Raw genomic sequence first — 21,223 nt, 5'->3', positions numbered from 1 at the left:
TCAGCCTGCGTTATAGCTAACAGGGTCAAGCAATTTCAGAAATAGAAGTCCCATAACATTTATTGAAAACAGATATGCAAATAACAATTTTGAGCCGACAAAAAAGACGACTCACAAGAGCCGTCTTTTTTATTGGGTTAGCTGGATTCGAACCAGCGCATACTAGTACCAAAAACTAGTGCCTTACCGCTTGGCTATAACCCAATAATGATGGAGGAGGGTGGATTCGAACCGCCGAACTCAGAGAGAGCGGTTTTACAGACCGCCGCGTTTAGCCACTTCGCTACTCCTCCGTCACGCACGTTAATTATAATACCGAAAAACGTGCGCGATTGCAAGCAAAATTTGCCTAAAATTACTTCTTATTTTCTTTAACGAACTTTTCTAGTCGTTGAAGCCCCTTTTCAATTTGATCCATTGAAACAGCATAGGAGAATCTAATATAACCTTCTCCGCCTTCACTAAAGCTGGATCCGGCAGAAACCGCTACGTGTGCCTTGTCAACCAGCTCATAAATGAATTTATTATCATCTTGCTCAAAACCATCTGGTATTTTAGCAAAAATGTAGAATGCACCTTGGGGTTTAGCACATTCAAAACCTATTTTGGTCAATCCGGCATACAAAGTGTCTCGCCGTTTTTGGAATTCTTCTTTCATTGGCAAAGAATCATCCATGCCGTTTTTAAAAGCTTCTTCAGCTGCATCTTGCATAGGAGTTGGTTCAGTAGTCGTTATTGCTTGGTGAATTTTCGCAATTTGTTGCAAAATATCTTTTGGCGCACAGACAATACCAATCCGGTAACCGGTCATGGCCCATGACTTGGAAACGCCGTTCATTAAAATTACTTGGTCATGCAATGATTTTTCCATTGACGCATGAGGTTGGTCATAGTTCAATTCACTATAGATTTCATCACATAGTGCAAAAATTGGTTTATCGCGAATAACATCCGCCAAAGCATCCAATTCATCTTGACTATACATTACCCCTGTTGGATTAGTAGGATAATTCAATACCAGCATGCGAACCCGGTCACCATATTTGTCAATTACCTTTTGCAATTTTGCAGGAGTCAATTTGAAACCATCATTTGATGTGTTTACTTTAACTATTTCAACGCCTTCATTAATTAAACCTGCATCACTCATATAAAGTGGGAACAATGGAGTAGGAACAACCATAATATCGCCAGGATTCAGAGTCGCCATAACTGAATCAAAAATTGACTCAGTAACACCATTTGTAACCAAAACCTCAGTTTCGGGATCATAATTTTGACCATATTTTTTACTTAAAAATTGACTTGCTGCTTTGCGCAAACCAATTGTTCCGTTTGAAGCAGCATAGTGAGAATGATTCTCATCAATTCCCCTTTTTGCTGCTTCCTTAACGTGATCCGGTGTATTAAAATCAGGCTCACCTAGAGTAAATTTCACAACATCCGGAATTTTACTGGCATAATCCGCAAATTTTAAAATTGGATTAGAAGGGGATTCAGCCAGACCTTTTCGTACATATTTAATTAAATCTGCCATGTTTTCACCTAACTTTCTTTTTAGTTATAAAAATTATACCTTTTAAAAAATTATTTTTCTACAATATTTTTTTAATTTCAAACTAATTTAGCAAAAAAAGGCCTTACAACTGAAGTTAAGACCCTTCTAAAATTATTAGTTTTAATATTCGGTTATCCCTTTCCCTGTATTTGATCTCGTAATTTAATCATTAAAGGATAATTATTAGTAAAAATTCCCGCAACATGCTCTTGAAAATACTTCTTAGCTATTTGCGGGTCATCAACCGTCCAAATTCGCTCGGTAACTGCCTCGCGCGTTGGAAGCAATTTACCTGGATGGATACCAGCAAAATGATTATCTTTGACCAGCTTAGCTGAATTAACTACTTCTTCATCCGTTAAGTAACAATAAATTTGATTAGGATCAATTTCTTGACAGTTCTTCAGAGTGACATAGTCAAAGGATGAATAAATAATAGGATGCATAAAATGATATAGATAAGCCAAACTTAAAACGGTTTTTTCAATACCATGATAGTGAATGATTCCGGTTTTAAATTCCAAATTTATTTGAATATCTTTATTTTCAAGAAGTTCAAATAATTCCTGCAAAGTGGGTACGGGTTCACCGTTTGATAAATGTAATTTTCTCAGCCTTTTAAGGGTGAAGTCCTTGATATAACCGGTGCCATCTGTTGTACGGTCAACTTTTTCATCATGCATAACTACGGGGACACCATCTTGGGTCAAGTGAACATCAAATTCAACGCCTTCAGCACCATTTGCAACAGCATTACGAAAGCCTTCCATAGAATTCTCTGCAAATTTAGCAGGATAGCCTCTATGTCCAAATACTATTGTCTTACTTTTACTGCTATTCATATTTTTGTATTAGTTAAACCTCATCAAAAAGATAAACATTACAAACAAAACATAATGAGTATAATAAACCCATTTAGCTATTTTTTAAATATGAAAGACTAAAAAAGTAAAGAAATTTTGCAATGAATTTTGGGCAAAAAAAGACAGGTCCTTTACAGACCTGCCATTTTTCGGGTTGGGTGTTCGTAAGAACAATTGGGTTAGCTGGATTCGAACCAGCGCATACTAGTACCAAAAACTAGTGCCTTACCGCTTGGCTATAACCCAATACCATTTGAGCTTTTACTTGATTGCTCAACATTAAATAGTATAGGAAATTGTGTCTTGCAAGTCAAGTACAAAATAACTTTTTTCCCGCTATAAATTTAATTCATAGGCATTTCTAGCGCCATTTTCAGTTTGGTCAACCTGAACAATCCCCCGGTATTCAAAGCCTAAACCTTTAATTAAGCCCTGCATCCGCTTATTGACCGCGTGGGTATCAATACGAAAATTACGAATGCCAAGCATGAGCCCGCGAGAGATTAAATTGGACATCATAAATTGGCTGAGGTGTTGCCCGCGAAATTTGGAACTAATGGCAATTCGGTGAATTGTGGCATATTGCTCCTTGTTATTAGACCAGGCTCCAGCTATTTCAGCATAGTTAGGATCCGGTGTTGTCAGCAAGACCGCGACACCAGCTATTTCCTTATTTGCTACAAGACAGTATGCGCGCTTAAGATTTATATCTTCTGTCAGCATTTCACGACTGGGCGTACCATTCTGCCATTGGGGATTATCGTCTTTTTTTAGCAACGCTTTTGCTTCATCAATAATGGTCATGATCTGATCAAGATCTTCTTTTTCAGCCATCCGAATATAAATTAACATTTTTCTTACCCTACTTAAAAATATATAGAAATAATTGTAAAACAAAAGCAGCCCAATTACTAGGCTGTTTTTTACGGTTTAAAACCTTTATTATACTTTTTACTGTTAACTACATATGTAGGAACGCTAATAAAATGCAGAGAACAAACATTGTCATTATGGGAAATACTGAAGCCATAATAGTTGTAATCTCCATCGTGAAGCGACCCTTGTGTATTAAACAAATCTCCAGCATGCTCCCATTCTTGATAGTAGCTTCTGTTAGATCGTTCCTCTTCTCCACTGCCAACATAACCAAATATCATTTGTTTTAAGCCAAAATAAACGCTTTTCTTTAATTCGGTCATAGACATTGTCTGACTAATATTATAAAAGCCGGCCATATCTTCGACAAAATTATCATCAAGATTAAGGCCATTAGCATGGCAAGCACGAACAATACCCGGAACATAGTGACTATCTTTAATAGTCTTATTATTCTTACTATATTCCAAGGCAATATCAGCTGCTAACTTACCGGTTCCATTACTTTCAACCCAAGGTGACAAATTTAGGTCACTCCTAGCTTCATTAATAAGACGAAGCGAAAAAGCAGTTAGATCGCTAATTTGCTTAGGTGTAAGCTGATTTAAGTCAACTTGAGTCAAATCATCAGCTTTACTTTCAGACACTTTAAGGCGGCTGAAATCATTAGCTTTCATCCCTCGCATTGAAGCATTGACAAAATTCTTAGTAGGTTTGCCTTGATAAGCGAGCAGCAATTCGCTTTTAGTGTAACCTTTTGGTAATTTCATTTTTGCCTGAGTATATACTCTGGGGAAACTTTTCTTAACGACTTTAACATCCTTAGCTAAAATCCAATGAGAATTGTTACCGATTTTATAAGCAGGTCTTTTTTTCTTACCAATTTTTTTCTTCGCACTATATGGATAGCTATATTTAGCTTTTGCATAAAAATTAGAATGCTTTCCAGATATTTTATATAGGCGAACTTTCTTCTTCTTTTTAACTTTAACATAGCCCTTAATAGTGGCTGCTGCTACTTGTTCAGTCCCGCCTAGAGTTAATCCTGGAATGGTAAATAAAAAAATAATATTAACTACGGCAATAGCAAATTTGCTTTTCTTCATATTCTTCCTCGAGAGTTACTCTTAAATTGGCTCTTTATGGTACAAACTCAATTCTAAACTTATTATGAAAAATTGCCAATTAAATTATTTTTTCAATTAAGAAACAGTCTGTAATATTGTACAGAAACTCACTTTAAATATGGAATTCATACCTGTCCGAAACTGCGTAATGCCTTCCGGTATGAACAATTTTACCATTTTCATCTTCTACACAATTTTTAAGTAAAAGCAATGGATAGCCAACAGATTTTTTTAAAAATTTAGCTTCATCTACTGAGGCAGAAACCGCGCTAACTATCATATCCCTAGAGGATAATTTCAAAATATGATAGTTACTCTGTAATATTGTATATAAAGACTGGGTTAAATCAACTTTCTCCAAGCCTAAAAATCTAGGTACAGGAAAATAATTATATTCTAGCATAACGGGTTCATTATCTATTAAGTGTAGTCTTTCTATAAAGATGGAGTTCTTGCTTTTAAGTATGGATTCATATCTTATAGGTGTTTTAACTTCGGAAGCCTTAATTACTTGTACGCTATAATTAAAGCCCTCCTTTTTTGCCGTTTTAGAGAAACTTTCAATTGATGTTGTCCTGACCATTCTTTTTACTTTCTGTGGTCTCTGTACAAAAGTGCCTACCCCACGTACTTTTTTAACCAAGCCATCCTGAACTAGACCCTCAATGGCTCTTCTAAGAGTTACACGGCTAACATTAAACTTTTTACTTAACTCAAACTCATTTGGTAATTTACTATTAATCGGATACTCTCCGGATATAATTTTTTCTCTTATTTTCTCTGTTACTTGAGAATATAAAGAACTTGTTTTTGACAAAAAAAACTCCTAACTCATATAACATAAAAACATAAATAGATGTTCAATAAAACTAATAATTAAATTTTCGCTTTAAAATAGTCATACGACATGAATAAATATATAGATGATAAGCAAATATGGTCAGTAATATTAATTTAAAATTTTCATTAAATATCGTGAATAATTTCAAATAAATTATACTAAAATATCCTTTATTTTTTCAAGACTAGATCATATCGGTTTTTAAAGGCATATACATTTTGGCTAATTTATATATGAAATAAGTCTGCAAAAAATACACAATTTATCAAACTTAAGATAAATTTAGAAATATTAATATAACTAACTTAATTCTAGCCATTTTTTGACCATAATAAAATGAAATAACCAAAATCATGCAAAAATAAGCATAGCATTAATTGAATTGAAAATTTGGTATTCGATCAAGATATTGAGAAAATTTTATTAATATCTATTACCACATAATTGTATCTAAAAAGGCATTGAGAAATAAAACTCAGTGCCTTTTTGATAGTATGAATAATGGTTTCTTCCAAGAATCTTTATAATATCTGCTTTTAAATTACGGTGATCTAATATGAAAGCTTCCACATATAGCGACGTTTAGTAAGGGGGTGCTTCCTTGCTTTTGCTAGCTCATTAGCATAACTACGCATTACACCAGTATGCAGCAATGGATTAAAGTAATCAATTACGTTTTTACTTGCAATACTGCTCAATCCGAAATCTTTTGCATCAATATTTGTAATCTTAGCATCAAATCTTTGTAAAAATGTTAAAGCCCTAGCATCAAGATGACGAGTACTACCATCATTCATGAATAGTAAATATGGTGTATCTTTTAAAGTCAGCTCGAATGGTCCATGGAAATATTCACCACTATGAATTGTTGGTGCTACAATCCATTGCATTTCCATAAATATGAATGAAGCTGTGGAATATGCTACTCCAAGAGAAGCACCACTACTTAGTACGAATATTTCCTTTTCATTTTTATATTTTTCAGCAAATTCTTTAGCAGCCGGCTCCACAAACTTAGTTGCATTATCAATTAGTCCCGAAATTCCATCAAAGGCTTCAACTGCCTCATCATAAAATTCATATCCTTCGAATTCATTCACTATTTCAATAGCTAAGGCTAAACAATAGGCCATTTTTTCTGTTTTGGCAGAACTACCCTCTTGAAAGCCATGAACCAACTTATACTCAGTTGCTTGAATAATTGGTGAATCTGCGTGTACTGATAGACTAATAACATGAGCTCCGATTTCTTTAGCCTTTTTTGTTGCTGCAACTGATTCTGGAGTTGATCCACCTAAGGAGGCCGTGATCACAATTGTATTTTTACCCAAGCCCTTCGGTGTATCATAGTTAAATTCATTAGCTGTATGAATCGAGGTCAATAATTTGGTGCTTTCATGAGAAATAAAATAGTATCCAGGATATAAGTCCGCCATTGAAGCACCGCAGCCTACAAACAGTACACGATCAACCTTAGGCTGCTTCTTTTTTATGTCACTGATAATATCTCTAACTTTTTCAAAATTCATAAATAAAATACCTCTTTTTCTATTATTCTTTTTATTAATTGAATATGCCTAAAACATTAAGCAAAATGCCACCTATAATACAGATGATCATAATCCAAAAAGAGCTTACTTTCTTCTTAATTAAATACAGCATTCCTAAGGTAAATAGCAATGGTAGCATTTGTGGAAAGATTGAATCTAATGTTTTTTGTAAAACAAATGTTTTACCAAACTTAATCGGAGTTGTGATTCCAATCATTGTTGCAATCATTGCCCCTATAACCATTAACCCTATAACGTTCATCAAAGACATTATTCTATTGATCATACCGTTGCTAATTAACTTTTGAATGTTCTTCTTACCTTGTAAATATCCCCACTTGCCTCCCCAGTAAGTAATAATTACTGCTGGAATAAGAGAAATGATCATTGCTAAAATTGGTCCGAAAATATTTCCCTCTTGGGCAAGATTTATTCCTAATCCAAAAGCTATTATTTTCACTGTACCCTGAAAAAATGAATCCCCGATACCAGATAAAGGTCCCATTAGTGAAGTTTTCACTCCGTTAATCGAATCAGGATCAAAAGTATCTGGATTGGCTGCGTATTCTTCTTCCATAGCAGAAGATAGTCCTAAGACAAATGAGGTTAACTGAGGCGTGCAATTAAAAAATGCCATATGTCTGTGATAAGCATCTTTTTTCTTTTGTAATTTTTCCGGCGTATCAGGGTTCTTTCCGTAAATTTCATCAATTGTTGGTGCCATTCCATACATAAAACCCATGCTCATTTGTCTTTCATAATTCCATGAAGTTTGAATTGCCCATGATCTCCAAAAGAATTGCCAAAATTTACGCCTTAATTTCTGTTTGCTATTATCAGCCATTACGTTTACCTCCTACAATTCTTCTAAATCATCTAGACTATCGCTTTCAGTATTCTTTTCATCTTTTGATGTTTTTTTACCTCTGAACATTAATTTATTCAGAATAATAGCTAATAAAGTTGCAAAAATTGCAACAGCTACAATTGATAATTTACCGTATGCTGCAATAAAAAATCCGATGAAAAGGTAAACAGCGTTTTTCTTATCAATCATAGTCGACATAAGTAAAGCAAACCCATATGCAGGTAAAATCTTGCTTGCAAGAGTCAGCCCATTAGTTAACCAAGCGGGTATCATTTTTACAATATTAGTAACTACCCCTGTTCCCATATAAATAGCTAAAAAGATTGGTATAAAATATACTAATCCATAAATTATGGGGCCATAAACTATATGATAATTACGCGCCTTTTTAAATTTGCCAGCATCTATCGCTTTTTCAACTAACTGGTTAAAAGATGAAAGCAACATTCTAACAAGTATTGCTACAATCTGACCTAAAACTGCTACTGGCAGTGCTACAGTTAGTGCAGCTTGAGCCGAAGTATGTGAAAGAATAGCGAATGCACAAGCGACTATCGATCCTAAAGTCATATCTGGTGGAACTGCGGCACCAACAGCCACAATTCCTATTGATACTAGTTCAAGAGTAACCCCAACTAATAATCCCTTTGCAGGATCTCCTAATGCTAAACCGACAAGTGTACAAGTTATTAATGGCTCTTTAAAATTTTCATGTCCTAGCAATCGTGTATCATACATTGCCAGAACGCCAATTAATCCAACAATTAGTGCTTTCCCGAACATTTTATTTCCTTCTTCTTTAAATAATATTATTTAGAAACTCTTTTTTATCCGAAGGTACTGGTTGCATGGAAACTTTAATACCCTGATCACACAAATTTTTAGTTAATTCAATTTCTTTTGGTGTTAAATAAATTACATTAGAAAATCTTTTTGCATTGGGCTTAGATGGTATTAGTCCATAATTAATTTCTTCAACCTTGCCATAGTATTTTATAAATGAATTTAATTCTTCGACATTTTCGAACAAGAGCATGACATTTTCATCCAAGGATTTTATCTGGTCAAGCTTGTCAATTGCCATCTTTAAACTAAAAACATTTAGACGCACATTTTCTGGCTTAGCTAATTTTAAGGACATTTTTTTAAAATCATCTTTTGCAGTGTTAGTGTCAATTATAATCACTCGTTCTATATTTGCAGATTTCGTCCAAGAAAATATTACTTGTCCATGAAGCAAACGATGATCAACTCTAATTACTTTTATCATAATCTGTACTCCTTACATGATTTTCTTATTAACTCACTAACTGGTAGCTCTCCTTTCTTTTTTATTTTTAGACACTAAATTTATATCTTTTAATAAGCCTATAGCTTATTTACTTCTGAAAGGTGAAACTTTCCATAGCTAAATGACTCTTGTATTTTTAAAAATTAACATTGATATCATTTTTGCTTTTAATATGAGCATCTCCCTTGTAAATTTTATTTACGCGTAAATTAATGTTGTATTAACATGTCTACCTAATATTAACACTCAATTGCATTTTATGTAAAGGCTTTCTTTAGAACGCATCAAAAAAGCAGATACTAGTGTTTTCTACTAGTGTCTGCTTACTTTTATAAATATTCTGTTTTAACTTTTGACTAACTAATTAGTACCAACCATTAGCAAGCCAGAATTGTTTAGCTGCTGCCCATGAGCCGTAGCGACCAGCAACATAGTTGTTAGCAACACGCTCTTGATTAGCGGCTGAATAATCGCCGTTAAGATATGCGGCAGAAAGTTGGTATTTACCTATGTACTGACCATTTTGCGCACTGTATGAGCCACCAGATTCACGACTAGCAATCCACGCTTTTGCCCCTGCTTCTGAGTCACTTGAAGCAGTAGTGTAATTAATATTAGTAGCGTATGTAGACTCAGTGTTATTTGCAACCGTACTGTCTTCAGTCTGACTGCTGGTTACCGCTGTATTTTGAGATTCATTTGCCGGATGATAGCCTTTATTGACGTATTTGGCCTTAACCCATTGGTTCTTGCCTAAGTCGTACCACTTGTGACCCTTTTTGTCATAAGCAGTCTTAATGACTTTCCAAGAAGAATTACTTGGTAAAATTTGACCAGTAGCCTTAGGGTGTTTATAACTGTTCCAAACATGAATTGAATTACCATCAACATAGTTAACAGTTACAACTGCTGCATCATTTTCAACGGTAGCTGCTTGAACGTCGCTAGTTGCAACGCTGCCTATAACTGCAACCCCAGAAGCAGATAATGCTGCTACTGCTGCTGATTTAACTAAAATAGATTTTACCTTCAAAAAAATTCTCTCCTTAAATAAAAATCCATAATATGTTTTTCAAATCAAAAATAGTAAACTAATAATCAATTTGATGTTATATATACTACAACGGTAAAATTGCAGAATGATAACAGGAATATCACTCAACCTTTAAGAATTAGTTACCATTTTTATGAAAAATGTCATAGTTGTAACACAAAGTTAACTGTTATTTAATTTGACAAACAGCCATAATAGCAAGGTAAAATGCAATGTTGTAAGTAGCAAGAACATGAGTTTGTACACTTAAATTTAAGCGAATATAGATTATTTTTGCAACATAAATGAAAAACAATAGCCAGTTTTGAATATTTTTGTTGCAAAAGTGCTATAGTTAATTTAATATTCAGCTGAAAGGAAAAGAAAAATGAGTAAATATGAAGTTAAATTAGATGAAAATGATTTACAGATGCTTGAGGATTGTCATTCAAAAAATCCTTCAATTATGAAGGCATTGAATGCAGCTAAAAAGATTGAAGATTAAAAGTTAATACGACTAGAAAGCAAATATGTCCTGCTCCCAAGTTTGAGGAATATTTTGGGGCTAAATTGTCTATGCAAGATAAAATTGAATTTGTTAGTCATAGAAGATTTTCATTAGCCATATTTTGGCGGTATCACATTATCAAATCTATTCCAGCAGCAAGCACATTTGTAAGATAGCGCAATTATAACTTTAACCAAAAAGCACAAGACTAAGAGTCTTGTGTTTTTAGTATATTAATTATTTTCAAACAAAGCCTGAATTTCTTCAGGAGTGTTGGCCTTTTTAAGGCTTGCAATAAAGTCTTCATGAGTCAACAATTTAGCAGTATTTGACAAGTATTGCAGATGAGCATTGCTATCAGTTTCTGGTATTAAAAAAGAAATAACTGTATCAATTTTCTTGCCATCTAAAGATTGCCAATCAATTGGCTCTTTGAGTTTTAAGACTATCATTGAAGACTTGGCAATTGCAGCTGACTGAGCATGGGGAATTGCAAAGCCATCAGTCATACCAGTTGAGCCTTCTTTTTCACGTTTAAGATAGCTATCATAAACCGCATCACTATCATTTGCTAATTGGTTTTTGACAGCAAAATCAGCCAGATATTTGAGTGCATCATTACGACTAGTAACAGCAACTCCAACTTGAATGTTCCTTAATTCAAGAATATCACTGGGCTCAAAAGCTTCTGTATTAATTTCAGTATTTTGATTAGTTATATTGGCCTCGCTAGGTGCAACAGTAGTTTCTGCTGCTGCAGCCAGCTTATCTTTTTTATCAAATCTACCGGCAATTAAAGCTAACAGTGCTCCTGAAATAGCAGCTCCAATGAGAATCCACAATACCCATAAGAACGGTTTATTAACTAACGGTAAAATAATAAAGCCACCATGAGGAGCAGGTACACTAATTTTCGTTATGTAAGTTAAAACTGATGCTACTGCAGAACCAACCATAAATGCCGGAATATTCCATAATGGGTGTTTAGCAGCAAAAGGAATCGCGCCTTCAGTAATATGAGTTGATCCCAGTAAAAAGTTGACATAGCCAGCAGCTCTTTCACTCTTTGAATATGCTTTGCGATTCATTAAGACCGCAAAGCCCGTAGCTAGAGGTGGAGCGATACAAGCCGCAGAAACACCAGCCATAAAGTAATAGTTTCCTTGTGCTAACAGCACGGTTCCCGTAACGTATGCCGCTTTATTAATTGGTCCACCAAAGTCTGCCGCACACATGATGCCAATTATGATACCTAACAGTGCAGGATTAGTATTTTCAAAACCTCTAAGCCAGGACATTAAACCAACGTTCAATGCTTTAATTGGGGTATTTAACAAATACATAATTGATCCCGTGATTAAAACCCCGAGAACAGGTAAAAGAAAGATTGATTTCAACCCTCTAAATTTATCATCTGGCAGTGGTTGAAATAGCTTCTGCAAGCCTAAAACAACGATCGCAGCTAAATAGCCACCAACGATGGCTCCCAAAAAGCCACCGCCACCGTTGAAGGTGATAAAACCGGCAGAAAGGCCTACTACAAAACCCGTCCGTTGCGCCAAAGCTTCTGCAATATAAGCTCCTAAAACTGGAGCCATTAAGTTCATAGTAGTACTGCCCACTGTATTTAGCATCGCAGCAAATTGATTGTATTCGCTACTTTTTGGATTTGCTGAATCAATTCCCCAGAAGAAGGAAATAGCCATTAGCACACCACCTGCAACGACAAATGGCAACATATGAGAGACGCCATTCATTAAAGAGGTATAAATTTTGTTGCCTAGCTTTTGCTTTCCTACACTTTCATGAGTAGAATCTTCAGCTGCCTGTCCTTCTTTATAAATTGGTGCTGCCAACGCTTTTTTAATTAAAGCATCTGGCTCTTTAACACCCCTTGCTACCGGAACTACTACTAGACGTTTGCCTGCAAAGCGATCTAAGCCAACATCAATATCAGAAGCAACTATCACTGCTTGAGCATCTGCAATTTCCGTACTAGTCAGATTATTTTCGATGCCCGTTTGACCATGTGTTTCAATTTTGATAGTATAACCAAGCTTTTCAGCCGCTTTTTCTAAGGCCTCTTCTGCCATAAATGTATGAGCGACACCGGTTGCACAACCAGTAGCACCCACTAAATCATAATTAGCCACTTTATTTCATCCTTTCTTCCACTGAAATTTGCGGTAATAACTCATCTAAAGAAAAATCTGTCAGTCCTGTGCGACTAGCGGTATCGCTACCCGCGGCAACAGCCATTTTAAGAGCAGCACTAACTGGTTTGTTCTTTTCCAAAAAGGCAATAAAAGTACCCAACATGGTATCTCCGGCACAAGCTGAATTAACCACTTGTATTTGCGGAGCATTGGCAAATAGAACATGATATTTATTAATAAAAGCAGCACCATCAGCACCTAGCGAAACGAGAACATTTTGGCAACCCAATTTGATTAATTTTTGAGCCAATTCGACCGTTTTTGCGGCAGTCATCTCACCCTCATAATTGAAGAAGGCAGCGAGTTCACTATCATTAGGTTTAAGTAAAAACGGCCGGTATTTTAAAGTATCAATTACTTCTAGGTAACTACTGTCAATCACAAATTTAGCTCCCTGTTTTTGGACTAACTGAGCCAGTTTGACTAAAAAGTCTGGTTTTATACCCCGAGAAAAACTACCGGAAACAACTACCATATCATCCTTAGTTACTGTGCTTTCAAGATAATCCAAAAATTGATCTTGTTTATCTGAACTTACTACTGGTCCCGGATTAACTTGTTTGTATTCTGTACCTTCGTCTAAAACATCCGTAAAGACATTAACTCTAGTAGGTTCTTTTACCTTTAAGAAATTAGTTTTAATACCCTTCTCTGCTAAACCAGAAATGACATAATCTAATGTAAAGCCACCACCAATTCCTGTGGCCACACTATCTATACCCAATTTCTTTAAGATAAATGAAACATTGACCCCTTTGCCATTAGGTTGTAATTCAAATTTTTCAGTTCTATTAACTACCTTCGGTTCCAGTTTCTTAGTGACAATTACTAAATCAATTGCTGGATTCAACGTTACTGTATAAATCAAAGATTTCTCTCCCTTTTTTTGCCTTTTGTATTATTATTATAAAGACAAATATGTGTAACGTTTTTCTGAATTGACAGCGTTTACTATAATAAAAAGAAAAATATTTACAAAAGGAGCACTTAAATGTCAACAAAAGAACTCTCAGCAGCAGAATTGCATCTTTGGAATATAGTCGAAAATAATCCCCAAAAGATCGCTAATATGTCAATAGTAAAGTTAAGTCAATTCGCGAATGTCTCGACTGCAACAATTGTACGCACCATGCAAAAGATGGGCTATAGTGGTTACACTTCTTATCGTGAAACTTTGAAACTAAAAAGCAATTCAAATTCTACTTTCAGTGTGCTAAATGATGCTGATGATAAAATCAGAAGCGTCATTACTAAAAATGAAATTGAAATGAACAACACGCTGCACAATTTGAGCTATAGCACAATCGAAGATAGTATTTCATTGACAAAACAAGCTAAAATCGTTTTTATTTTTGCTCGTGGTTTGTCTGAATCAATTGCTCACGAAATGATGGTCAAATTACAATTAACCGGAAAATACTGTGAATTTCACTCAGATCCAAATATTATCAAGACAATTGCCAGCAAGATTAAGAAGGATTCGTTAGCAATTTTTATTACCTTAAACGGAGAAACTGAGGAATTAGTAACTGCAGCTAAAACCTTAAATAAAAATGATGTTCCAATTTTGACATTTACCACTAACTCATCAGGCAGTATTTTGCCTTTCTCCACTTTAATTTTCACTGGCTACAAATCAAAAACTAACTATTTTCCTGAATATGAGGTTAGATCACGCCTGCCACTGCAAATAATGACGCGCATCTTTTGTGACGCTTATTCGGTTAGATGTGATTTTTACAAGAGCAAATAAAAAGCCTTCTATACTTTAAATTAGTATAGAAAGCTTTTTTAAGTTTGAAAAATTCAGTTATTCAGCAACTTCCAGCTTATCACGCCAGGATTTTGCACCTTTAAGAGCTTCATTTAAGTTTTCGATATTCTCTTTACCATGAGTAGATAACCATTTTCTACCTGCTTCTTCACTTTCAGCAGCGAACGGTTTAATGGCTGGTTTCCAAGTAGCACGACCACAAAGAACACCGTTAAAGTCAGCTCCAGCCTCTTCAGCCATTTTAATTTCAGCGATAAATTCTTCACTGGTTACACCAGCTGATAAGAAAATATAAGGCAAGTCAGTTATTTCAGACTGCTTTTTAAGCAGATTCTTGGCTTCTTCTTGAGTGTAAACAACATTGTTGTCACCGTTAAAGCCTTCGACGAATTTAATGTTAAACGGAATTTCAACTTTAAGGACAGTTACACCATATTCAGGCTTTGAAAATTCTTTCATTGTCTGCAAAACTTTGTCAGCTTTAACCTTGGCAAATTCTTCGCTCTTGGCGTCAGGAATGTTAGCGTCATAAGTCAAAACTTCTAAGAATAAAGGTAACTCATTGGCCTTAGCTTCTGCACCAACTCTTTCAACAAAAGCTTGCTTTTTATCATTAATTTCTTGGCCCTCATCAGGATCATAATAAACTAAAAACTTAATGGCATCTCCGCCTTCATTTTTAATTCTTAATCCGGACTGATTAGCAATTAAGTCAGGCATTCTTCCTGGTTCAGTCGTATCATAACCGGTTTTTTCATAAGAAAGTAATAATCCGCAATTCTTATCTCTAACTTTGGTAGCTGGTAAGCCATACTCTGGATCAGTCAAAATAGATGAAGCATATGGTGTCAGCTCACTAGATACTGCTTTTTTAAAATCAACGATAGTTGTTTCATCAGCAGGTTTATTAGCAGCCTCTGCTAACATCTTTTTCAAAGAGCCACGTTGGTCAATTGCCAAAGCACTAATTACACCATCAGTAGTTGACAAGTTTTCCATATGTTTGGCAACTGCTGCAGAAATTGTTTTCATTATATATCTCCTTTAACATTATCTTTAATCGCACAATTATTATTATATACTGATAGTTTAGTCTTTTAAAGAAAAGCAGAAGTTTTAGTAAACTTTTTCACAATTACAAATAATCTAGAAAAGATTTACTTTAAATACAAAATTATTTCTTTTTAGAGCTAACGGCTTTCTTGGTCTTGCAAATAATTTTTGCTCCCCAAGAAGAAGCTGTCAGTTCTTTAATTTCTCTAACTTGAAAAGTATGTGTCGTATCAGGTTTCAGGTTATTTAAGGTAAAAGCAGTTCTTTCAATATTAGAATATAACAAACCATCGATTTTTAACTGATAACTGTCACAGCCGGATACTGGCTGCCAAGATACTGTAATAGAATTTGAGGTGGTTTTTTGATCATTTTGTGTTAAATTAGCTGAAACTATTAGAGCCTCATTTTTTAGCGGCAGTTCATTAACTGGTACTGCTGTCGAAACGATGCCTGTAATTTCAACAGTGATTTCATTTTGACACACATTTGTCGGTTGCAGCTTTATCCTTAAAAATGTCTGCTCCAAATTTGAGTTAAACTCTGCTAAATATGGATTTGTCAGATAATGCTGATCGAAATAGTAGCAGTTATCATGCTTTTGAAAATCCGCTAAATTTTCTGCTTCAGTTAAATGAACTTCTTTATTACCGATCAGAACTGCGATTGTCCTTGGTACTTTATTAGTTTTAATGCTTAACTCAGTTGTCTTTTCAGGGTCAAACTTTGCATAAGTACCTTGAGCTTTATTAATTTTAATGGTCAAACTGGAGCCCCGTAAACTACTGCTAATTTTAGTTTGGACATATCTGTCTTGCTTATATTGGGCAGAGAAGCCATCATCTTCATAGACATTAAAATTGCTAGTACCACTGGGATAAATCACAAATTGCCGCATCTTTTTTAAATTGAGATATTCCTGCGGCGTGTTAGTTGCCGGTGCTACCGGGATAATTGCTCCGGCTTTAACAAATACCGGCAGTTTCCACAATGGAGCGGCAAAATTGTTAATTACTTGTCCACCTTGATATTCCTGACCAGTGAAGTAGTCAATCCAGATTTGTTTTTTATCAGGCAAATAGATTTCGTTTCTGACATCATTTCCTTTTTCATCGCTGGTAGTGTTTTGATAAATTGGAGCAACTAAGAAATTATCTCCCCATAAATACTGGTACCTGACCAAATTTGTATAAAATTCTGGAACATTAGGGTACTCCAAAAACATGGCACGTACCATTGGTTTACTAGTAAAAGTTGCCTGGGCAGCAATACTATAAACATACGGCAGCAACATTGATTTCTGCTTTAAATAAGCACGATTCAGTTTAGTTGTGATCCCGCCAAACGCAAATGGATTCTTAGGATTTTTGCCCCAGCCATCCATGTTCAGCTGAATTGGTGTAAAGGCCTTCCACTGATAATCTCTAGTATTAACAATCGGGTTTTGCCCACCAAAAATACCATCCATATCCGAAGCAACATTAGGTTGGCCTGATAATCCTTCACCGATATAAGTTGGTATTTGAAAGCGAATATACTCCCATTCGCCACCAACTTCATCTCCTGTCCAGACTGTACTAGTATTCTGCGTTCCTGCCCAACCATCAACTGTAATAATAAACGGCCGCAACTGATCACCTTTAATTTTAGCAATCATTTTAGCTGTACTTTGCGTGGCATTTAACCCAAACGAATAACCATGGCCAACCCATGCTTCATCCGTCTTAAGTGCAGTTACTCCGGCAACTAGTTCCTTTTCAAAATCGCGATCATCCGGCTTAGGATTTTCAGGATCAACTGGTGCTAAATTTTGCTGCGTCCATAATCCTACTTGCACGCCTTTGCTATTAGCATATTTGACAAACTCCGCTAAGTTCTTAAGATTTCCTGCTAGAGTATCCGTTTGCCCATAACCAGCTCCATAGCCGTCATTAGGCAAAAACCAACCTATAGGCATATCATGCTCAAGGTACTGGTCAAGCATTGCCCGGGCACTAAATTGATAGGAAACCCCGCCATGTTCGCCGTTCAGCGTTTCCCTAATTGACTTTGGCTTTAATTCTGCAGGTAAATCCTTGGGCTGATATTCGCGGTAATACTTGCCATCTGGATATTTGATAGCACCCTTTTCTTTAGAATTTACTTCTACCCAATAATCCCGGTTATAAGCATTTAAATGAGCTTCATAAAAACCAAAAATTGGTGTTAAAGCCGACTGGCCAGTTAACTGATGATAAGCACTGAGCAATTCATAAGCCGAATCCGCAAAGAAATAGACAGCATCGAAGCGTTTTTCTTCGTGAGCAGTCGTAATTTTATTGTTAGAAGTGCTGTCAAAATCGTAATGTCCGGGTTTAAAAGTATTACGGATCACGCCATAACCAGCCGTTGACCAGTAAAAAGGATTAGGAGATGCTACACCATGATCAACCCAGTTATTGGTATTAACAATTGCAATTTTTTCTCCTGCTAGTGTGAAACGCCCGTTTTGTGTGCCTCCACCAAAGTAATTACTATTGCAATCAACTAGGGTTTGGACTGTTAATGAATCCTTCAATTCAACTGGCTTTGCTTCTTGAAAAATCGTCTTGCCATTTTTAGTGACGTCTAAAGTAGCTGAGTTTTTGTTTAAATTAATTTCAATTATACCCGTATCAATTTGCCAACCGGTATTGGTAGCATGAATACTGGCACCATTCATACCGCAAGAATCATAAATATCTTTCACAAAAATTTGAGCATGTAAGCCAGCTTCTGATTGTTCTGGTTCTTGAAACTTTTGAGTCGGATCAATATATAATCTGAATATTGTTGAGTCCAAGATATAAAGGCGAGCTGTCAGCCCGTTTTGATAGTTAATTTCAAAATAACCTGATTGCTTAGTCACATCAGTGATAGCTTGCAATTTCAAGTTACTAAAATTGGTTACCTGATTTGTGTCATTTTTATTAATAGTGCTTTCCTCCTTCATATTAAAAGAAAATTAATCTTAATTAAAACTGTTTGATAGGATTGATTATATGCTAAATCAGGGTAATGATAAATAGCTATATATAAAATTATTGTCCAACCACTTATTTATCTTTCTACTTAAAACTCAAGGTATACAGCCTTAAATTATGCTAGAATTAAGACAAGATATACAGTTATTTTTATATAGGAACAATAATATGACATTTATTTATACATTAAGATATATGCTGGATCCAAGAACAAATACGCCAGCAAAAGACGAAAAATTAATTGATTTTGTTAAAAAAGGCCGAATTGATGATGTAGCCTTTTTCATAAATGGGGAAGAATTAAACCACAGTCACTTAACTAAAGCAGAAACACAAGTCTGGCTAGATGCCATTAAGCCTTTACAAAAGAAATTATCTGATATAGGTGTAACTACTAGCTTAAACCCGTGGACAACTATTATGCACTCCGATCGAGGCTATCAAGTTAATCCCGAGATTGGTTTCAATACTTTTGTTGACATTGATGGTAACAAGGCTAAGGATATGGCTTGTCCGGCTGATCCTACATGGCGCAAATATTTAGCTGCTACTTATGCCCAATATGCCAGCATACATCCCCGTCGATTATGGTTAGAAGACGATTTTCGCCACTATAATCACACCCCTTTAAAATTGATGTGTTTCTGCGACTATCATATGCAACTGTATAATGAAAAATTAGGCAAAAAAGAAACACGTGCTGAATTTGTTAAAAAGATGTTGCAACCGGGAAAACCCACTAAGGAGCGCCAAATTTACCTGGATCAAGCACGTCAAGAAATGATTGAAAATGAACATCTAATTGAGCAAGCCGTTCATGAAGTCAGCCCCGAAACAGATCTGGCACAGATGACTTCATACCCTGACTGGCACGCTCTAGAAGGTCGTGATTGGGAAAAATTGTTTAAGGCTTTAGCTGGTGAAGGTCATCCCAAGGTGGCTCGGCCCCACCTACCTGCTTACAATGAAGTTGCGCCTCTAGCATATGGTAGAAATTTTGAAGAGTATACTCGTATTACCGCTGCTTTTTTAGGAGAAAATGCTGAATTTTACCCTGAATTAGAAAGTTATATGTATTCTCCTTTAGTCAAATCAAATGCATTTACTGCATTTCAAATTATCACTGCTGCTTTAATCGGAAGTCAGGGAATCCTACTCAACTTATATGACATGATGGGTAATGGTATCAATGAAAGCTGGCATTACGCTGAAATGCTTGCTGACATCAAGCCATTCGTTAATCAACTATTAGAAAATCGCCTGCCGCTAGATCATTTAAGAGGGATTAAAGTTCTGGTTGATCAAGATTCCAGTTATCACTTACAAACTACTGCCGGCAAAAATGTGGAAGAACTTTTGCCCCACGAAAAAAACTGGGCTAGTCTATTAGGAGCTTTTAGTTTTGCAACAAGCATTTTACCTGTTAATCAAAAAACTTCATTAGAAAACGAAATTATTGCTGTTTCCGGGCAACTTTTACGTAATCTGGCAAATGACCAGATTACAGCATTGCTCAAAAAGAATTTTGTATTGCTTGATGGCGAGAGCGTGCAAGTTTTGCTTGACCGCAATCTGGGTAACTTATTGCACGTTAACAATGCTGAGTGGCATCCAGTTCGCACCAATTATCAATCCTTTGAACAAGCCGACAGACACATTGTTGATGGCGTCAAAAATCCACGAATAACAATGTTGCAACATACTGGTAATTATTTAAAAATTGAATATCAGCCTCAAAGTGATGTAAACGTATGGTCATTTGCGTACAACTCGATTGATGAAAAATTGGGCAACGTTATGGCTGTTATTGATCAACATATTATTGTTTTACCTATGGATCAAGATCCACGCCACGGTTGGGATTCCCAATTTACTACGTATAAGCAGGGACTGCTCCAGCAAATGCTTGATAGCATTAAACCTGTGGACTACCTAATAGGAATGCCTAACGTCAGGCTCTTGGTTGAAAACAATGGTCAAAAAGCTTGGCTCGCTAACTTTACATTAGATAGTTACCAGCAAATAAAATGGCATCTGGCAGCACCACTTGTAAGTAATGAGGCAACGATAGTTAGAAAAGTTGGTAATTCAGTTAAGAAGACAAAAATTCATATTAATGTTGAAAATGGCATTGCTTCAATAGATGAGCCTTTAGCACCACTTGAAACTATTCAAATACTGTTTTAAATTAAATAAAAGTCAAAAATAGCGCCTAGTCTCTTTGTTTAGAACTAGACGCTATTTTTTATTCAAATTCTACTTTTTCATATTAGCTAACATTGCAGTAACATCAACGATACCAGCTTTACCTGCTGTCACATAATCGGATGCTGCACCGCTCATTTGACTGTTGAGCCATTCAATTACCAGTGGTAAATTCATTCCCGAGATTAAGTGAATTTTTTGACCACCCATAATCAGACGACTAACCACATTTGCTGGAGTTCCACCCATTAAATCGGCGAAAACAGTAATATCTTCGATATTCATTCCTGAGATCTGCTCTTCAAATTTTTTCTTAAAATCATCAGGACCTTCAGACGGAAGCAAACATACCGTATGTACGTGCTCTTGTTCGCCCATAATTAATTCGGCACTGGCTTTTACGCCCTCAGCCATTTTGCCATGACTAATTAAAATTAATTCTTTTTCTGCCATACTTT

Annotated in this window: 17 protein-coding genes and 3 tRNA genes; 2 read left to right on the top strand and 18 right to left on the bottom strand. The window is 35.7% G+C overall.

The window, feature by feature from the left end:
• Positions 1–132 precede the first annotated feature (132 nt).
• From H3R29_RS07980 to pfkB, 15 genes are all read right to left on the bottom strand, one after another.
• Positions 133–204 (bottom strand) — tRNA-Gln (locus H3R29_RS07980).
• A 7-nt stretch (positions 205–211) separates the two neighbouring features.
• Positions 212–293, bottom strand: a tRNA-Tyr gene (locus H3R29_RS07975).
• 62 nt (positions 294–355) lie between these two features.
• Positions 356–1,537, bottom strand: a complete 1,182-nt coding sequence (locus H3R29_RS07970; RefSeq protein ID WP_198203004.1) for an aminotransferase class I/II-fold pyridoxal phosphate-dependent enzyme — start codon at positions 1,535–1,537, stop codon at positions 356–358.
• A gap of 152 nt (positions 1,538–1,689) precedes the next feature.
• The gene (locus tag H3R29_RS07965; RefSeq protein WP_046324439.1) at positions 1,690–2,400 is read right to left on the bottom strand and encodes a glycerophosphodiester phosphodiesterase family protein; all 711 of its coding nucleotides are present in this window, start codon (positions 2,398–2,400) and stop codon (positions 1,690–1,692) included.
• A gap of 195 nt (positions 2,401–2,595) precedes the next feature.
• Positions 2,596–2,667, bottom strand: a tRNA-Gln gene (locus tag H3R29_RS07960).
• Between the two features lie 90 nt (positions 2,668–2,757).
• Positions 2,758–3,273, bottom strand: coding sequence for a GNAT family N-acetyltransferase (locus H3R29_RS07955; protein ID WP_046324438.1), 516 nt, complete (start codon positions 3,271–3,273; stop codon positions 2,758–2,760).
• Positions 3,274–3,344: 71 nt separating this feature from the next.
• Positions 3,345–4,403: an SEC10/PgrA surface exclusion domain-containing protein gene (locus H3R29_RS07950; protein WP_046324437.1), complete on the bottom strand. Its 1,059-nt coding sequence runs from the start codon at positions 4,401–4,403 to the stop codon at positions 3,345–3,347.
• Positions 4,404–4,536: 133 nt separating this feature from the next.
• Positions 4,537–5,241, bottom strand: coding sequence for a GntR family transcriptional regulator (locus tag H3R29_RS07945; protein ID WP_174795223.1), 705 nt, complete (start codon positions 5,239–5,241; stop codon positions 4,537–4,539).
• Positions 5,242–5,816: 575 nt separating this feature from the next.
• A complete protein-coding gene (locus H3R29_RS07940; protein WP_187157363.1) occupies positions 5,817–6,794 on the bottom strand; it encodes an SIS domain-containing protein in 978 nt (325 codons plus the stop codon).
• A 34-nt stretch (positions 6,795–6,828) separates the two neighbouring features.
• On the bottom strand, positions 6,829–7,659 hold the full coding sequence (locus H3R29_RS07935) for a PTS system mannose/fructose/sorbose family transporter subunit IID (RefSeq protein WP_187157364.1): 831 nt from the start codon (positions 7,657–7,659) through the stop codon (positions 6,829–6,831).
• A gap of 12 nt (positions 7,660–7,671) precedes the next feature.
• Positions 7,672–8,466, bottom strand: coding sequence for a PTS sugar transporter subunit IIC (locus H3R29_RS07930; RefSeq protein WP_198203005.1), 795 nt, complete (start codon positions 8,464–8,466; stop codon positions 7,672–7,674).
• A 16-nt stretch (positions 8,467–8,482) separates the two neighbouring features.
• Positions 8,483–8,953: a PTS sugar transporter subunit IIB gene (locus tag H3R29_RS07925; protein ID WP_174795227.1), complete on the bottom strand. Its 471-nt coding sequence runs from the start codon at positions 8,951–8,953 to the stop codon at positions 8,483–8,485.
• A 385-nt stretch (positions 8,954–9,338) separates the two neighbouring features.
• Positions 9,339–10,007 carry a hypothetical protein gene (locus tag H3R29_RS07920; protein WP_198203006.1) on the bottom strand — a complete coding sequence of 223 codons (669 nt, stop codon included), beginning with the start codon at positions 10,005–10,007 and terminating at the stop codon, positions 9,339–9,341.
• A gap of 741 nt (positions 10,008–10,748) precedes the next feature.
• Positions 10,749–12,668 (bottom strand): fructose-specific PTS transporter subunit EIIC, encoded by a 1,920-nt coding sequence (locus tag H3R29_RS07915; protein ID WP_198203007.1) that lies wholly within the window; start codon positions 12,666–12,668, stop codon positions 10,749–10,751.
• A gap of 1 nt (position 12,669) precedes the next feature.
• Positions 12,670–13,599: a 1-phosphofructokinase gene (gene pfkB, locus H3R29_RS07910; protein WP_110445664.1), complete on the bottom strand. Its 930-nt coding sequence runs from the start codon at positions 13,597–13,599 to the stop codon at positions 12,670–12,672.
• Between the two features lie 123 nt (positions 13,600–13,722).
• Here pfkB and H3R29_RS07905 point away from each other — a divergent pair, with 123 nt between their 5' ends.
• Positions 13,723–14,484 carry a MurR/RpiR family transcriptional regulator gene (locus tag H3R29_RS07905; protein WP_046324418.1) on the top strand — a complete coding sequence of 254 codons (762 nt, stop codon included), beginning with the start codon at positions 13,723–13,725 and terminating at the stop codon, positions 14,482–14,484.
• Between the two features lie 57 nt (positions 14,485–14,541).
• Here H3R29_RS07905 and H3R29_RS07900 read toward each other — a convergent pair whose 3' ends face one another.
• Entirely contained in the window at positions 14,542–15,537 is a 996-nt protein-coding gene (locus tag H3R29_RS07900) for a tagatose 1,6-diphosphate aldolase (RefSeq protein WP_046324417.1), read from the bottom strand.
• A 142-nt stretch (positions 15,538–15,679) separates the two neighbouring features.
• Entirely contained in the window at positions 15,680–18,529 is a 2,850-nt protein-coding gene (locus H3R29_RS07895; RefSeq protein WP_198203008.1) for a TIM-barrel domain-containing protein, read from the bottom strand.
• A gap of 199 nt (positions 18,530–18,728) precedes the next feature.
• Here H3R29_RS07895 and H3R29_RS07890 point away from each other — a divergent pair, with 199 nt between their 5' ends.
• Entirely contained in the window at positions 18,729–20,747 is a 2,019-nt protein-coding gene (locus H3R29_RS07890) for a hypothetical protein (RefSeq protein WP_198203009.1), read from the top strand.
• Positions 20,748–20,816: 69 nt separating this feature from the next.
• Here H3R29_RS07890 and H3R29_RS07885 read toward each other — a convergent pair whose 3' ends face one another.
• Entirely contained in the window at positions 20,817–21,218 is a 402-nt protein-coding gene (locus tag H3R29_RS07885) for a PTS sugar transporter subunit IIA (RefSeq protein WP_110445659.1), read from the bottom strand.
• Positions 21,219–21,223 lie beyond the last annotated feature (5 nt).

This window comes from Lactobacillus sp. M0393, assembly GCF_016102025.1.
In the GTDB taxonomy this organism is placed as follows: domain Bacteria; phylum Bacillota; class Bacilli; order Lactobacillales; family Lactobacillaceae; genus Lactobacillus; species Lactobacillus melliventris.
Note: the sequence above shows the minus strand (reverse complement) of the source record. Positions and strands in the feature narration are given on the sequence as shown.

Coding starts and splice junctions, on each gene's coding strand:
- H3R29_RS07970 (WP_198203004.1), bottom strand. CDS start 1,537: ATGGCAGATTTAATTAAATATGTACGAAAAGGTCTGGCTGAATCCCCT.
- H3R29_RS07965 (WP_046324439.1), bottom strand. CDS start 2,400: ATGAATAGCAGTAAAAGTAAGACAATAGTATTTGGACATAGAGGCTAT.
- H3R29_RS07955 (WP_046324438.1), bottom strand. CDS start 3,273: ATGTTAATTTATATTCGGATGGCTGAAAAAGAAGATCTTGATCAGATC.
- H3R29_RS07950 (WP_046324437.1), bottom strand. CDS start 4,403: ATGAAGAAAAGCAAATTTGCTATTGCCGTAGTTAATATTATTTTTTTA.
- H3R29_RS07940 (WP_187157363.1), bottom strand. CDS start 6,794: ATGAATTTTGAAAAAGTTAGAGATATTATCAGTGACATAAAAAAGAAG.
- H3R29_RS07935 (WP_187157364.1), bottom strand. CDS start 7,659: ATGGCTGATAATAGCAAACAGAAATTAAGGCGTAAATTTTGGCAATTC.
- H3R29_RS07930 (WP_198203005.1), bottom strand. CDS start 8,466: ATGTTCGGGAAAGCACTAATTGTTGGATTAATTGGCGTTCTGGCAATG.
- H3R29_RS07925 (WP_174795227.1), bottom strand. CDS start 8,953: ATGATAAAAGTAATTAGAGTTGATCATCGTTTGCTTCATGGACAAGTA.
- H3R29_RS07905 (WP_046324418.1), top strand. CDS start 13,723: ATGTCAACAAAAGAACTCTCAGCAGCAGAATTGCATCTTTGGAATATA.
- H3R29_RS07900 (WP_046324417.1), bottom strand. CDS start 15,537: ATGAAAACAATTTCTGCAGCAGTTGCCAAACATATGGAAAACTTGTCA.
- H3R29_RS07895 (WP_198203008.1), bottom strand. CDS start 18,529: ATGAAGGAGGAAAGCACTATTAATAAAAATGACACAAATCAGGTAACC.
- H3R29_RS07890 (WP_198203009.1), top strand. CDS start 18,729: ATGACATTTATTTATACATTAAGATATATGCTGGATCCAAGAACAAAT.
- H3R29_RS07885 (WP_110445659.1), bottom strand. CDS start 21,218: ATGGCAGAAAAAGAATTAATTTTAATTAGTCATGGCAAAATGGCTGAG.